This window comes from Klebsiella sp. K47, from assembly GCF_051858335.1.
Taxonomy (GTDB): domain Bacteria; phylum Pseudomonadota; class Gammaproteobacteria; order Enterobacterales; family Enterobacteriaceae; genus Klebsiella; species Klebsiella pneumoniae.
Window position 1 is genome coordinate 120,253 of record NZ_JBPYUI010000008.1, and the last position, 13,988, is coordinate 134,240.

The following is a 13,988-nucleotide window of genomic DNA, read 5'->3' on the forward strand; positions in this document are numbered from 1 at the left end:
TGCATGAAAACAGAACAGCTGATCCCCCTCTGCCGTCGCTACCACGCCATGCTGCTGCATAGCGATGAACAGACAATCTCTATTGCGGTGGTTAATACCCCGCCGGCGGAGTTAATGGAGGCGCTACGCTTCGCGACGCAAAAGCGGATCGACATTGAATGCTGGAGCCAGGAGCAGATGGATAAGCGTCTGCAGGCCCAGGAAAAGCAGGCGCAACTGGCGCAGAACGACGGGCCGGAAAATATCGCCGAACGGGTCAACCAGATCCTCGAACAGGCCCTGCGTCAGCGGGCGTCTGATATTCATATCGAGCCCACGGAAACGCACTTACGCATCCGCCTGCGGGTCGATGGCGTCCTTCACGCCCTACCGTTGCTGGCTCCCGAACTGGCCGCACCGGTTATCGCGCGACTCAAGGTCCTGGCCAGTCTCGATATCGCCGAGCACCGTTTACCGCAGGATGGCCAGTTCGCGCTGAATCTTGCGGGACGACCGCTCTCTTTTCGCATCGCCACTCTGCCCTGCCGCTATGGCGAAAAGATTGTCCTGCGCCTTCTGCATCAGGTTGACCAGGCGCTGGATCTGGAAGCACTCGGACTCTCATCCTCCCAGCTGGCGGCCTTTCGCCAGGCGCTGAACCAGCCGCAGGGTCTGCTGCTGGTCACCGGCCCAACCGGAAGCGGGAAAACGGTGACCCTCTACAGCGCCCTGCAGGCCAGAAACCGTGAGCAAGTGAATATCTGTAGCGTGGAGGATCCACTGGAGATCCCCATCGCCGGGATGAACCAGACGCAAATCAATCCCCGCGCCGGACTCACTTTTCACAGTGTGCTGCGCGCCCTGTTACGCCAGGATCCGGATATTGTCATGGTGGGCGAGATCCGCGATGCCGAGACCGCTGAAATCGCGCTCAAAGCCGCCCAGACCGGTCATCTGGTGCTCTCCACCCTGCACACCAATTCCACCAGCGAAACCCTGACCCGCCTGCAGCAAATGGGCATCGCCCGCTGGATGATTTCCTCTGCGCTCTCGCTGGTCATCGCCCAGCGTCTGGTCCGCAAGCTGTGTCCCCACTGTCGGCGTAATGCCGGCAGCGCCGCCGACCTGCCGCACAGCCTGTGGCCCCGCCCGCTGCCACGCTGGCAGGCAGCGGGCTGCGAACATTGTTACCACGGATATTACGGCCGGCTGGCGCTGTTCGAAGTGCTGCCTGTTACCCCCGGGCTACGCCAGGGGATAGTCCAGGGACTTAACGCCATTGAGATTGAATCTCTGGCGCGAGCCGCGGGGATGATGACGCTTTTTGAAAGCGGCTGTCAGGCTATCGAACAGGGATTGACCAGCCTCGAAGAGGTGGTGCGGGTGCTGGGGATCCCCCATGGCGACTAAGCGTCTCTGGCGCTGGCGCGGTATCGATGTGCAGGGCGCCCCTTGTCAGGGGATGCTATGGCAAACCAAGCGTCTGGAGGTCCTGCAGCACCTCCAACAGCAGCGAGTTATACCGCTGGCTGTACGCCGCTGTGCGGTGAAGCAGAGCCTCTGGCACCCGCGCTACAGTTGCGAAACGATCCGCCAGCTGGCGACCCTGCTGCAGGCCGGCCTGCCGCTGGCGGAAGGGTTATCGCTGCTGGCGCAGCAGCAGTCGCATGCCCAGTGGCAGGCGCTGCTTGAGGCGCTAGGCCGCGAGCTGGCCCAGGGCGTGGCGTTCTCTGCCGCGCTGGCGCAGTGGCCCCAGGCTTTTCCGCCCCTATATCTGGCGATGATTAGCACCGGCGAACTGACGGGCAAGCTCGATATCTGCTGCCTGCAGTTGGCGAATCAGCAGCAGGAGCAGCAGCGGCTCGCCAGCAAAGTCAAAAAAGCGCTGCGCTACCCGCTGATCGTGCTCTCTCTGGCGCTGTTGGTGGTGCTGGGGATGCTCTATTTTGTCCTGCCCGAGTTCACCGCCATCTACCAGACGTTCAGTACGCCGCTACCGCTATTGACGCGGATGGTCGTTGCGGCAGGCGACATGCTAAGTCGCGGCTGGCCGCTGCTGCTGGCCTCGCTGCTGAGCCCGCTGCTGCTCAACCAGCTGATCCGGCGGCGCAGCGACTGGTTGCTGCGCCGCCAGCGGTTGCTTAACGCGCTCCCTCTCATTGGCTCCCTGATCGGCGGACAACAGCTGAGCCTGATCTTCACCATCCTGGCGTTAACCCAAAGCGCCGGTATTAGCTTTCTGCAGGGGCTGCAAAGCGTTGAAGAGTCCCTGTCGTGCCCGCTGTGGCGCCAGCGTCTGGCGCAGGCCCGCGCGCTGATCGTTCAGGGGGAGCCGATTTGGCAGGCGTTAAGCCGCTGCGGCGGTTTTACACCGCTGTGCCTGCAGCTCATCCGCACGGGGGAAAGCGCGGGAGCGCTGGATCAGATGCTGGAAAACCTGGCGCATCATCATCGCGAGCAAACCTATCAGCGAGCCGATAGTCTGGCTGCGCATCTTGAACCCATGATGCTGGTGATAACCGGCTCGCTGGTCGGGATTCTGGTGGTGGCAATGTATTTGCCCGTTTTTCACCTGGGCGATGCCATTGGCGGGGTGGGAGGATGAGAAACACTGGCGCCACGCAGGCGCCAGTGCAGCCGATTACAGGCTATTGAATACCCGGTTCTCTTGTTCCTGAACGCGGATAAAGGTCGTACGCTTGGTCAGCTCTTTCAGACGCGAGGCGCCAACGTAGGTGCAGGCAGAACGCAGGCCGCCGAGAATATCACGTGCGGTATTCTCCACCGGTCCACGCAAAGGCAGCTTAACGGTTTTGCCTTCCGCCGCGCGGTATTTCGCGACACCGCCCACATGGCGGGTCATCGCCGACTCGGAGCTCATGCCGTAGAACAGCATGAATTTCTCTCCGTTTTCTTCAACGATGGTTCCGCCGCTCTCTTCATGGCCCGCCAGCATGCCGCCAAGCATCACGAAATCAGCGCCGCCGCCGAAGGCTTTCGCCACATCGCCCGGCATGGTGCAACCGCCGTCGCTGATGATCTGGCCGCCAAGGCCGTGCGCCGCATCGGCACACTCAATCACGGCGGAGAGCTGCGGATAGCCGACCCCGGTCTTAACGCGGGTGGTGCAGACGGATCCCGGGCCGATGCCAACTTTGACGATATCGGCGCCGGAGAGGATCAGCTCTTCGCACATTTCACCGGTGACCACGTTCCCGGCGATGATAGTTTTTTGCGGCCAGGCTTCGCGCGCCTTCGCCACGAACTGTACAAAGTGCTCAGAGTAGCCGTTGGCGACGTCGATACACACAAAATTCAGCTGTGGGTTCTGAGAGAGGATCTGCTGGGTTTTTTCGAAATCCGCATCGGACGTGCCGGTGGAAACCATCACATGCTTGAGTACGTCCGCGGATGCGCCCTGGGTAAACGCCAGCCATTCTTCAGCGGTGTAGTGCTTATGTACCGCGGTCAGAATACCAAAAGTGGCCAGCGCTTTAGCCATGCTGAAGGTGCCGACGGTATCCATGTTAGCCGCAATAATCGGCACGCCGGACCAGGTCAGGCCTGAATGTTTAAAGGTGAATTCACGTTCCAGCTCAACATCAGAACGGCTTTTGAGGGTAGAGCGTTTCGGGCGGATAAGAACGTCTTTGAAACCAAGCTTCAGATCTTCTTCAATACGCATGTGCGAATTCCTGGGGTTAATGGCATGAATGTGAGAGCACAACTCCAGTGACGTTATCATACGCGCGAATCAGGCCCGCGCAAGACTGCGATTTTCACTTTTTTTACGCTACAATCGTATAAATTTACCTGGTGAATGGAGAAAAAGGCGCCTATGCCTTCCCCTGCCGGAGTATTGTTTTTAACCATTTGATTTGCTTGATTAAAACAAACAGTATAGCGGACGGCGATCCCGGTTGGCGCGGGGCCCTCACGACATGCTCACTGTCGCCTCCCCGGCGCGCTGCCAGTCATCGCTGTCTGCCTGCAAAAAATACGAGCAATCCGTTTCAGGGTCAGAAGATATGGGGTACACAGTCGCGTTAACAGGCGGGATCGGCAGCGGTAAAAGTACGGTCGCCGACGCCTTCGCGCAGCTTGGGGTTAAGGTTATCGATGCCGATGTTATCGCCCGTCAGGTGGTCGAGCCCGGTACCCCGGCGCTCCAGGCCATTGTCGGCCACTTCGGACCACAGATGATTGCCCCCGACGGCACGCTGAACCGCCGCCTGCTACGAGAAAAAATTTTTGCTCACGTGGAGGAAAAAGCCTGGCTCAATGCGCTGTTGCACCCGCTGATTCAGCAGGAAACGCGCCGCCAGATGCAGGCCGCCACCTCCCCTTATCTCCTCTGGGTCGTACCTTTGCTGGTCGAAAACCGCCTGTCCGGCCAGGCCGATCGCGTACTGGTCGTCGATGTGCCGAAAGAGACGCAAATCGAACGCACCATGCTGCGCGATAAGGTCAGCCGCGAACATGCTGAACATATTCTTGCCGCCCAGGCCACGCGCCAGCAGCGCCTGGCCGTCGCGGACGATGTTATTGAAAACACTGGCACGCCGGATGCAGTGGCATCGGATGTTGCCCGCCTGCACGAAAAGTATTTAACGCTGGCATCGCAGGCCGCCTCACAGGAAAACTCGTAATGCATACCCCCGTTCTGTTTGAACATCCTCTTAATGAGAAAATGCGCACCTGGCTGCGCATCGAATTTCTGATCCAGCAGATGGCTTTCCGTCCGCAGATTGCCAGCCATGCCGATGCGCTCCATTTTTTCCGTAACGCCGGCGATCTGCTGGATGTCCTGGAGCGCGGCGAGGTGCGCACTGACCTGGTTAAAGAGCTGGAACGCCAGCAGCGTAAGCTCCAGTCATGGGCAGAAGTGCCGGGCGTCGATCAGGAGCGCATTAACGAGCTGCGCCACCAGTTGAAGCAGTCCTCCAGCACCCTGATGGCCGCGCCGCGCATTGGTCAGTTTCTGCGTGAAGATCGCCTGATTGCGCTGGTGCGTCAGCGCCTGAGTATTCCTGGCGGCTGCTGCAGCTTCGATTTACCGACCCTGCATATCTGGCTCCATATGCCACAGGCGCATCGCGATGAGCAGGTGGCCAGCTGGCTTGCCAGCCTCGATCCGCTGGTCCAGTCCCTGAGCCTGATCCTCGAACTTATCCGCAACTCCGCGCTGTTCCGCAAACAGACCAGCCTCAACGGCTTTTATCAGGATAATGGTGAAGATGCCGATCTGCTGCGCCTGCGTCTCGATCTGGCTCACCAGCTTTATCCGCAAATTTCCGGCCATAAGAGCCGTTTCGCCATCCGTTTCCTGGCGCTGGACAGTGAATATGGGATCGTGCCGGAGCGCTTTGATTTTGAACTGGCCTGCTGTTAAGGAGATAACATGTCAGAAGAGACTATCGTCAACTGCCCGACCTGCGGCAAAACTGTGGTGTGGGGCGAGCAGAGTCCGTTTCGTCCGTTCTGTAGCAAGCGCTGCCAACTGATCGATCTGGGAGAATGGGCTGCGGAAGAGAAGCGCATCCCCAGCGCGGGGGATCTCTCCGATAGCGATGACTGGAGCGAGCAGCAACCCTGATTTGATGGCAAGCTAACCCGGCGCCTGGCGGGTTAGCCTCGCGCCCCGGGGCTCAGCCCTGGGCGATAAGTTTGCTGATAACCGGTTCATTCGCCGGAGGAAACGCCGCCGGATCCAACGTTGGCCCCGCCATCCACCGACCCGGCTGCCCTTCTTTACCCCACGGCTCGCCTTGCCAACTTTCCACGAGGAAAAACCACAGCGTAATATGGCGATCGGGCAACTGATACTCCAGCTTATCAAAGAGCGAAGAGGTGGTGACCGTAATCCCAACCTCCTCCTGCAGTTCGCGGATTAGCGCCTGCTCAGGCGTCTCATCAGATTCAATCTTCCCGCCCGGGAACTCCAGCTTATTCGCCATATGGGCATCGGCGGCGCGCTGGGTAATAAAGATTTCGCCTTGCGGATTGCGAATTATCCCGACGGCGATTTGCAGTTTTTTCATTGAATGCGCTCCATAAAAAAGGCGCAGAACTCTGCGCCTTTGTTTGTTTTATCAGACCTTAGCTCAGACGGCCGTGGCACTGTTTGTACTTTTTGCCGGAGCCGCACGGGCACGGATCGTTACGGCCCACTTTACGTTCGCCGGTTTGCGCCGCCAGATCCTGGGCTGCGGCTTCATCATCGCTCTGATGGCTGAGCTGCTGCATCTGCGCCAGGCGCTCGGCCTCTTCACGACGCTGCTGTTCCATCGCCTCGACTTCTTCCGGCATCCGCACCTGGACTTTGCTCAGGGTGCTGATCACTTCATACTTCAGTGACTCCAGCATCGCGGCAAACATTGAGAACGATTCGCGCTTGTACTCCTGCTTCGGATCTTTCTGCGCATAGCCGCGCAGGTGGATACCCTGGCGCAGGTAATCCATCGCCGCGAGGTGCTCTTTCCACAGCGAATCCAGAGTCTGCAGCATCACGCCTTTCTCGAAGTGGCGCATCATCTCGGCGCCGACCACTTCTTCTTTACGCTGGTAGGTTTCTACCGCGCTCTGCAGAATACGTTCGCGCAGGGTCTCTTCATGCAGCGCCGGCTCTTTATCCAGCCACTCTTTGATTGGCAGGTCGAGGTCGAAGTCGTTTTTCAGACGCTCCTGCAGACCTTCGATATCCCACATCTCCTCCAGCGACTGCGGCGGAATATGGGCATCGATCGTCGCCTTAAAGACGTCTTCGCGGATGCTGTTGATGGTTTCGCTGACGTCAGACACGTCCAGCAGCTCGTTACGCTGGGTGTAGATCGCCCGGCGCTGGTCGTTGGCCACATCATCATATTCCAGCAGCTGCTTACGGATATCGAAGTTACGGCTTTCCACTTTACGCTGGGCGTTGGCGATCGCCTTGGTGACCCACGGGTGCTCAATCGCCTCACCTGGTTTCATTCCCAGTTTACGCATCATGCCAGACACGCGATCGGAGGCGAAGATACGCATCAGGGCATCTTCCATTGACAGGTAGAAGCGGGAAGAACCGGCATCCCCCTGACGACCAGCACGGCCGCGCAGCTGGTTATCGATACGGCGAGATTCATGACGCTCGGTACCGATGATGTGCAGACCGCCTGCGGCCAGTACCGCATCGTGGCGTACCTGCCAGTCGGCTTTGATTTTCTCAATCTGCTCTGGCGTTGGGTTTTCCAGCGCAGCGACTTCCGCCTGCCAGCTACCGCCGAGCATAATATCGGTACCACGACCCGCCATGTTGGTGGCGATGGTCACCGCGGAAGGGTAGCCCGCCTGGGCGACGATATCCGCCTCGCTGGCGTGGAATTTGGCGTTCAGGACGTTGTGCTTGATGCCAGCTTTAGTCAGTTCGCGGGAAACCACTTCAGATTTTTCGATCGAGATAGTCCCCACCAGCACCGGCTGACCGGCAGCGGTACGAGTTTTGATATCTTCGATAATTGCCTGAATTTTTTCCGCTTCGGTCATATAGACCAGATCCGCCATGTCTTTACGGATCATCGGACGGTTGGTCGGTACAACCACGGTATCCAGCTTATAGATAGAGCTGAATTCAAAGGCTTCGGTATCGGCTGTACCGGTCATCCCCGCCAGCTTCTCGTACAGACGGAAGTAGTTCTGGAAGGTGATAGAGGCCAGAGTCTGGTTCTCGTTTTGGATCTCCACGCCCTCTTTGGCCTCAACGGCCTGGTGCAGACCATCGGACCAGCGGCGGCCCTGCATCGTACGGCCAGTGTGCTCATCGACGATGATAACTTCGCCATCTTTGACAATGTAGTCAACGTCGCGGGTGAACAGCGCATGGGCGCGCAGCGCGGCGGTAACGTGGTGCATCAGCATAATGTTGGTTGGAGAGTACAGGGACTCACCTTCATCCATAATGCCTTCCTGTACCAGCAGCTCTTCAATCAGCACCAGACCACGTTCGGTCAGGTTAACCTGACGCGCTTTTTCATCCACCGAGAAGTGGCCTTCGCCAGTGAAAGTATCCGAATCCTCTTTTTCCTGGCGGATCAGATGCGGGATGATTTTGTTTACCTTGCGGTACATTTCAGAGCTGTCTTCCGCCGGGCCGGAAATGATCAGCGGCGTACGCGCCTCATCGATCAGGATGGAGTCCACCTCATCCACCAGCGCATAGTGCAATTTACGCTGAACGCGCTCTTCCGGGCTGAAGGCCATGTTGTCGCGCAGGTAGTCGAAGCCGTATTCGTTGTTGGTGCCATAGGTGATATCGGCAGCGTAAGCTTCACGCTTCGCCGGCGCCGGCAGGCCGGACATGTTGATGCCAACTGTCATGCCCAGGAATTCAAACAGCGGGCGGTTATTTTCGGCGTCACGCTGGGCCAGATAGTCGTTGACGGTCACTACGTGAACGCCTTTGCCGGTTAGCGCGTTGAGGTACGCCGGCAGGGTCGCGGTCAGGGTTTTACCTTCACCGGTACGCATCTCGGCGATGCAGCGATCGTTAAGCACCATACCGCCCAGCAGCTGGACGTCGAAGTGGCGCATGCCGAATACGCGCTTACTGGCTTCGCGAACGACGGCGAAAGCTTCAGGGATCAGGCTTTCCAGCGTTTCGCCTTTTTCCAGGCGCGCGCGGAATTCAGCGGTTTTCGCTTTCAGCTCGTCATCAGAGAGTTTTTCCATCGCCGGTTCCATGCCGTTGATGATATTGACGACTTTGCGCATACGACGCAGCGTACGGTCGTTACGGCTGCCGAAAACCTTGGTTAACATTTTGATAAGCATAATAAAATCTCAAACGCCCCGCGGTGCGGAGTCACAAAAAATAGGATGGTCCGTGGTTATTTTCAGCTGAGACGTTGAGGCCCTGCGCGGATCCCCGCCACCTGGCTTATCCAGGCGCTGACGCGGAAGGCAGAATATGAAGAAGGGATGTAACCCGCCTGGCGGATCACCACCGGCGGCGTGCTGTCCTGCGTCAGCAGCGCGCTGAGGGTGTCGAGCAGCGCCAGATGCTGAGCCTGCAGCGGGGAAGTTTCTTCCGCCACCGGCAGCGCCTGCGGCGCCATGGCGAAGGAGAGATGACGAATAACGGTGCGAATGGCGTGCTGATGCCAGTAGTCGACGGTAAAGCTGGGCCGGCGATTCGTCTCCAGCAGCGCCAGCTGAGAGAAATTAACCTTGCTCGGATTGTGATTGCTGGCGGTCGCCTTCGCTGGCGCCGCGGTCTCGTGACCGTTGCTTAGCGCAGGCAGGCCGAGGCTGGCCGCGACCATCCCCAACAGGAGATGCGGCCAAAAATACCGTCTGCCAAACTGTCGCCAGCGCGTCAGCAATCCACTCACGTTCATTACCTTTCTTTGCTAGACCCGTCGTCGTTCAGGCTGTCTCTTTATTGATGTTTTTCGCAGGACAACCTGATGTCCACGGGGTAAAGCAACCCTGAGAAATAATTTTGCGCTCAAATACTAACATTAATACCGGCCTGAGGCAGCATGAATGAAGGCGATTGCCCGGCGAAAACGCTTAATAAAGCAGCGAACGCACGCTAATTATTATCCAGGGATCGCAGCGAAAATAACTGGAGGGTGCTATAAAAGAAAAACGACTGGCTCCCTGGTCGGAGAGAGTACCAGGTTACCAGTCGAATTTACTGAATGGTCAGGCTTACGCCAGAACCATCGACGGTGCGCGGAACGCCATTGGCAGTTTTGCGTCGTCTTCGAAGGTCACATACTCCCAGGCTTCCTGTTTTGCCAGAACCGCCTGCAGCAGTTTGTTGTTCAACGCGTGACCCGATTTGTACGCCGTGAATGCGCCGATAATGTTGTGACCACACATAAACAGGTCACCGATCGCATCCAGCATTTTGTGGCGAACAAATTCGTCTTCAAAGCGCAGACCGTCTTCGTTCAGTACGCGATAATCGTCAACAACGATGGCACAATCGAAGCTGCCGCCCAGGCACAGGCCGCGGGACTGCAGATATTCGATATCGCGCATAAAACCGAAGGTACGCGCACGGCTAATCTGACGCATGAACGCATCGGCCGAGAAGTTCAGCGTATAGCGCTGGGTGCTGGCATCAATCGCTGGATGGTTAAAATCGATGGTGAAGTCCAGCGAAAAACCATTGTACGGTTTGAATTCAGCCCATTTGTCGCCATCTTCAACGCGAACCGTCTCTTTGATACGTACAAATTTCTTGGCGCAGTTCAGTTCATCAATGCCGGCGTCCAGCAACAGATAAACGAACGGAGCCGCACTGCCGTCCATAATCGGGATTTCCGGCGCATCGACTTCAACAATAATGTTGTCGATACCCAGGCCAGCCAATGCGGCGTTCAGGTGTTCAACCGTAGAAATCCGCACGTCATGCTCATTAACCAGGCAAGTACAGAGCATGGTATCACGCACAGATTTGGCATCAGCCGGAAAATCTACCGGTGGATTCAAGTCGGTGCGACGATAGATGACCCCGGTATTTGCCGGCGCAGGGCGTAACGTCAGTGTGACTTTCTTGCCGGTATGCAAACCGACGCCAGTCGCCTGAACGATACGTTTAAGAGTCCTTTGTTTGATCATCGTATAATCTCGCCAATTTACCTATCCAACCGAAGTGTACACCACTATCGGGAGGCCAGTTTAGCACAAAGAGCGCAGATGCCCAACTTCCAGTCGATTCTTAATCGGCTTGCTTACGCAGGAAGGCTGGGATATCCAGATAATCCGGCTCTTTCGCGGTTTGCGGCGTATTGTCGTTCACCACTTTGGCTGCCGGCTTCTGCTCTTGCGTCAGCGGCGACATACCATGCTGCTGGTAACGATCCATCACCGGCTGCTGAACCTGCTTGTTGGTTACAAGGGTGATTTCCGGACGCTTATCCATGCCAATACCGGTCGCCACTACGGTCACGCGCAGCTCGTCGTTCATATCCGGGTCCAGAGAGGTACCGATAACCACGGTCGCATTATCCGAGGCAAAAGCACGGATGGTGTTACCCACAGTTTCGAACTCGTCCAGACGCAGGTCGAAGCCCGCAGTAATGTTGACCAGCACGCCGCGCGCGCCTGACAGGTCGATATCTTCCAGCAGCGGAGAAGAGATAGCCATTTCAGCCGCTTCTTCCGCACGGTCTTCACCGCTCGCCACCCCGGAGCCCATCATCGCGTAGCCCATTTCAGACATCACGGTACGGACGTCCGCGAAGTCGACGTTCATCAGACCCGGACGGGTGATCAGTTCGGCGATACCCTGCACCGCGCCTTTCAGGACGTCGTTTGCCGCGCCGAATGCGTCGAGCAGGGAAATTCCACGACCCAGGACCTTCAGCAGCTTGTCGTTCGGGATGGTGATCAGTGAGTCAACGTGCTTGGACAGCTCGGTGATCCCCTGCTCAGCGAACGCCATGCGCTTCTTACCTTCAAAATTAAACGGCTTAGTGACCACCGCAACGGTGAGGATCCCCAGATCCTTCGCCACTTCCGCGACTACGGGCGCCGCGCCGGTACCGGTACCGCCGCCCATGCCTGCCGCGATGAACACCATGTCTGCGCCATCAAGGGCTGCGCGCAGCGCTTCACGGTCTTCATCAGCCGCGTTACGGCCGACTTCCGGGTTCGCGCCCGCGCCCAGACCTTTGGTAATACCGCTACCGATCTGGATAGTCTGGCCAACCGCCGTCTTACGCAGCGCCTGCGCATCGGTGTTTACCGCGAAGAATTCAACACCCTCAATGCGCTCGCGCACCATGTGTTCAACGGCGTTACCGCCGCCGCCACCGACGCCGATGACTTTAATCACCGCGTCGTTGGTCAGTTCCATAGGTTCAAACATAGTTTCTCTCCGTCTTGTGCCTGTCGCCTGAGAACGCTAATTGTCTGCGTTCTCTTAAAAAATTAAAACTCTTTTCGCAGCCAGCTGTTGAGTCGCTTAATCCACGAGCCCACTGAGGCCGTCACGCGTTTTTCTACTTCCGCTTCACCACTGAGATGTGACTCTTTTCCGTAGTGCAGCAGCCCCACCGCCGTTGAATAATACGGCTCCTGGGCATAGTCGGTTAAACCGGTGATGTTCAGCGGCGCGCCAATGCGCACCTGAGTATGGAACACGCGCTGCGCACAGGCCGCCAGACCTTCAATTTGCGCCGCGCCGCCGGTTAACACAATCCCCGCCGCCAGATGATGTTTAACACCCTGCTGGCGGAGCTGTTCCTGCAGCTGCAGGATCTCTTCATTGACCAGGTTAAGCAGCTCGGTATAGCGCGGTTCAATCACCTCTGCCAACGTCTGACGCTGCAGGCTACGCGGAGGACGTCCACCAACGCTCGGTACTTCGACGTTTTCGTCTTTACCGACGATGGAACCCAATGCGCATCCGTGACGAACCTTGATGGCTTCGGCATCGCTCGGCGGCGTACCGAAGGCATAGGCGATATCGCTGGTCACCACGTTACCGGCATACGGGATCACTTTGGTGTGACGCAATGCGCCGCCGGTGTAGACGGCGATATCCATTGTACCACCGCCGATATCCACAACGCAGACGCCCAGCTCACGTTCGTCTTCTGTTAATACCGAATAGCTGGCCGCTAACCCGGCGAAAATAAGTTGGTCAACTTTGAGACCACAACGTTCCACTGCTTTAACAATGTTTTTTGCCATATCGTTATGGCAGGTGATCAGATGCACCTTCGCCTGCATACGCACGCCGGACAGCCCTACCGGGTTTTTAATCCCTTCCTGGTAGTCGATAGCATATTCCTGCGGAATCACGTGCAGGACACGATGTTCATCGCGAACGCGAACCGACTTCGCGGTGTGGACCACGTTCTCGACGTCGTCCTGCGTCACTTCTTCTTCCGAAATCGGTACCATCCCGATTTCATTCTGACAGCTTATATGTTTACCCGAAAGTGCCAAATAAACTGATGAAATCTGGCAATCCGCCATCAGTTCGGCCTGGTCGATGGCGCGCTGTACGCATTTCACCACCGACTCGAGGTCGTTCACACCGCCTTTATCCATACCACGCGATGGGCAACTGCCCACGCCGATGATATTGATCATGCCGTCGGGCAGAACTTCCCCTACTAAAGCGGCCACCTTGGCGGTGCCAATCTCCAGTCCAACTACCAGTTTTCTGTCCGTCGCCTTGATCATTGTTGTTCTGCCTGTGCCTGATTCTGTTGTTGATTAGTTTCCTCTGCGGGAGCAGGTACCCAGCCCACTGCCGCACCCGAGTCATAACGCAAATCAACGTAGCTAATCCGTTTGCCGTCGGTCTGCGCCTGCTGCTGAAGAACCGGGTAGAGTTCCATAAAGCGCTGAAGCCGTTTCATGGTATCGCCACGGCCAAGGTTGAGCTTGATGTCATTATTAAGCGTCAACTGCCAGGAGCGACGGGCGGTCATCGCCGCCACTTTCAACGTGAATTTATCCTTTGCCAGCACCTGCCCCATGTCACGATACCCCTGCAGCACTTCGTTCTCGCTGCCTTCGGGACCGTATAACATCGGTAAATTCTGTTTGCTGGTGCGATCCGCCGGCACGCTGAAGGCATTTCCTTCTGCATCCACCATATGTTGATCATTCCAGCGCGCAATCGGCACATATTCAACCAGATGAATCTTCAATTCATCGGGCCACTGCTTTCGGACGCTCGCCTGCTTAATCCACGGCAGACGTTCAATCTGGCTCTGAATGATGTTCACATCCTGAGTCATAAAGGTACCCGGCGAACCCAGCGCCAGGATCGCCTGACGGATGTCATCATTGCGCGTATAGTGACGCTCGCCGGTCACCACCATCTTCGACAGCGGTAAGCGCTGCGCATCTTCCATCCAGCCAAGAACCATCCACCCGCTGACCAGCACGGTAAACAGCACCGCCAGCAGGAAAACGATCCCTGCCAGCCGCGTTCCATTACTCCGACGCGAAGAAGAAGCCTCTTCTTCATGGTTCCGCGTATTCAGCGCAGCCTGCGACAT

The 13,988-nt window shown here is 57.3% G+C and carries 13 protein-coding genes; 5 read left to right on the forward strand and 8 right to left on the reverse strand.

Features of this window, described 5'->3' with window-relative positions; translation table 11 throughout:
• Positions 1-3: 3 nt before the first annotated feature.
• Together gspE and hofC are read left to right on the forward strand one after the other, a co-directional pair.
• The gene (gene gspE, locus RRF55_RS10115) at positions 4-1,389 is read left to right on the forward strand and encodes a type II secretion system protein GspE (protein ID WP_004145935.1); all 1,386 of its coding nucleotides are present in this window, start codon (positions 4-6) and stop codon (positions 1,387-1,389) included.
• The gene (hofC, locus tag RRF55_RS10120; RefSeq protein WP_004147085.1) at positions 1,379-2,584 is read left to right on the forward strand and encodes a protein transport protein HofC; all 1,206 of its coding nucleotides are present in this window, start codon (positions 1,379-1,381) and stop codon (positions 2,582-2,584) included. Before gspE ends, hofC begins: the two co-directional genes overlap by 11 nt.
• Before the next feature lie 36 nt (positions 2,585-2,620).
• Here hofC and RRF55_RS10125 read toward each other — a convergent pair whose 3' ends face one another.
• Positions 2,621-3,664 carry a GMP reductase gene (locus RRF55_RS10125; RefSeq protein ID WP_004145938.1) on the reverse strand — a complete coding sequence of 348 codons (1,044 nt, stop codon included), beginning with the start codon at positions 3,662-3,664 and terminating at the stop codon, positions 2,621-2,623.
• 343 nt (positions 3,665-4,007) lie between these two features.
• Between RRF55_RS10125 and coaE the strand changes: the two genes are divergently transcribed.
• The 3 genes from coaE to yacG are packed head-to-tail and all read left to right on the forward strand — an operon-like array spanning position 4,008 to position 5,575.
• Positions 4,008-4,628 (forward strand): dephospho-CoA kinase, encoded by a 621-nt coding sequence (gene coaE / locus RRF55_RS10130; RefSeq protein WP_002888649.1) that lies wholly within the window; start codon positions 4,008-4,010, stop codon positions 4,626-4,628.
• Positions 4,628-5,371 carry a cell division protein ZapD gene (gene zapD, locus RRF55_RS10135; RefSeq protein WP_020947138.1) on the forward strand — a complete coding sequence of 248 codons (744 nt, stop codon included), beginning with the start codon at positions 4,628-4,630 and terminating at the stop codon, positions 5,369-5,371. Before coaE ends, zapD begins: the two co-directional genes overlap by 1 nt.
• A gap of 9 nt (positions 5,372-5,380) precedes the next feature.
• Complete coding sequence (gene yacG / locus RRF55_RS10140; protein WP_002888644.1) at positions 5,381-5,575, forward strand: DNA gyrase inhibitor YacG; 195 nt, start codon at positions 5,381-5,383, stop codon at positions 5,573-5,575.
• A 52-nt stretch (positions 5,576-5,627) separates the two neighbouring features.
• Here yacG and mutT read toward each other — a convergent pair whose 3' ends face one another.
• From mutT to ftsQ, 7 genes are all read right to left on the reverse strand, one after another.
• A complete protein-coding gene (mutT, locus tag RRF55_RS10145) occupies positions 5,628-6,020 on the reverse strand; it encodes an 8-oxo-dGTP diphosphatase MutT (protein WP_130974898.1) in 393 nt (130 codons plus the stop codon).
• A gap of 58 nt (positions 6,021-6,078) precedes the next feature.
• Positions 6,079-8,784 (reverse strand): preprotein translocase subunit SecA, encoded by a 2,706-nt coding sequence (gene secA / locus RRF55_RS10150; protein ID WP_439419122.1) that lies wholly within the window; start codon positions 8,782-8,784, stop codon positions 6,079-6,081.
• Positions 8,785-8,846: 62 nt separating this feature from the next.
• Entirely contained in the window at positions 8,847-9,344 is a 498-nt protein-coding gene (gene secM / locus RRF55_RS10155; RefSeq protein ID WP_002888635.1) for a secA translation cis-regulator SecM, read from the reverse strand.
• Positions 9,345-9,666: 322 nt separating this feature from the next.
• A complete protein-coding gene (gene lpxC / locus RRF55_RS10160) occupies positions 9,667-10,584 on the reverse strand; it encodes a UDP-3-O-acyl-N-acetylglucosamine deacetylase (RefSeq protein WP_002888632.1) in 918 nt (305 codons plus the stop codon).
• Positions 10,585-10,684: 100 nt separating this feature from the next.
• Positions 10,685-11,836 carry a cell division protein FtsZ gene (gene ftsZ, locus RRF55_RS10165; protein ID WP_002888628.1) on the reverse strand — a complete coding sequence of 384 codons (1,152 nt, stop codon included), beginning with the start codon at positions 11,834-11,836 and terminating at the stop codon, positions 10,685-10,687.
• A 62-nt stretch (positions 11,837-11,898) separates the two neighbouring features.
• Positions 11,899-13,161: a cell division protein FtsA gene (ftsA, locus tag RRF55_RS10170; RefSeq protein WP_002888625.1), complete on the reverse strand. Its 1,263-nt coding sequence runs from the start codon at positions 13,159-13,161 to the stop codon at positions 11,899-11,901.
• Positions 13,158-13,988 carry a cell division protein FtsQ gene (ftsQ, locus tag RRF55_RS10175; protein ID WP_002888624.1) on the reverse strand — a complete coding sequence of 277 codons (831 nt, stop codon included), beginning with the start codon at positions 13,986-13,988 and terminating at the stop codon, positions 13,158-13,160. The genes ftsA and ftsQ overlap by 4 nt, the downstream gene beginning before the upstream one ends.

Excerpts from the sequence above, each read along its gene's own strand:
- ftsZ (WP_002888628.1), bottom strand. The coding sequence starts at position 11,836 with ATGTTTGAACCTATGGAACTGACCAACGACGCGGTGATTAAAGTCATC.
- coaE (WP_002888649.1), top strand. The coding sequence starts at position 4,008 with ATGGGGTACACAGTCGCGTTAACAGGCGGGATCGGCAGCGGTAAAAGT.
- zapD (WP_020947138.1), top strand. The coding sequence starts at position 4,628 with ATGCATACCCCCGTTCTGTTTGAACATCCTCTTAATGAGAAAATGCGC.
- gspE (WP_004145935.1), top strand. The coding sequence starts at position 4 with ATGAAAACAGAACAGCTGATCCCCCTCTGCCGTCGCTACCACGCCATG.
- lpxC (WP_002888632.1), bottom strand. The coding sequence starts at position 10,584 with ATGATCAAACAAAGGACTCTTAAACGTATCGTTCAGGCGACTGGCGTC.
- secA (WP_439419122.1), bottom strand. The coding sequence starts at position 8,784 with ATGCTTATCAAAATGTTAACCAAGGTTTTCGGCAGCCGTAACGACCGT.
- hofC (WP_004147085.1), top strand. The coding sequence starts at position 1,379 with ATGGCGACTAAGCGTCTCTGGCGCTGGCGCGGTATCGATGTGCAGGGC.
- ftsA (WP_002888625.1), bottom strand. The coding sequence starts at position 13,161 with ATGATCAAGGCGACGGACAGAAAACTGGTAGTTGGACTGGAGATTGGC.
- mutT (WP_130974898.1), bottom strand. The coding sequence starts at position 6,020 with ATGAAAAAACTGCAAATCGCCGTCGGGATAATTCGCAATCCGCAAGGC.
- RRF55_RS10125 (WP_004145938.1), bottom strand. The coding sequence starts at position 3,664 with ATGCGTATTGAAGAAGATCTGAAGCTTGGTTTCAAAGACGTTCTTATC.
- yacG (WP_002888644.1), top strand. The coding sequence starts at position 5,381 with ATGTCAGAAGAGACTATCGTCAACTGCCCGACCTGCGGCAAAACTGTG.
- ftsQ (WP_002888624.1), bottom strand. The coding sequence starts at position 13,988 with ATGTCGCAGGCTGCGCTGAATACGCGGAACCATGAAGAAGAGGCTTCT.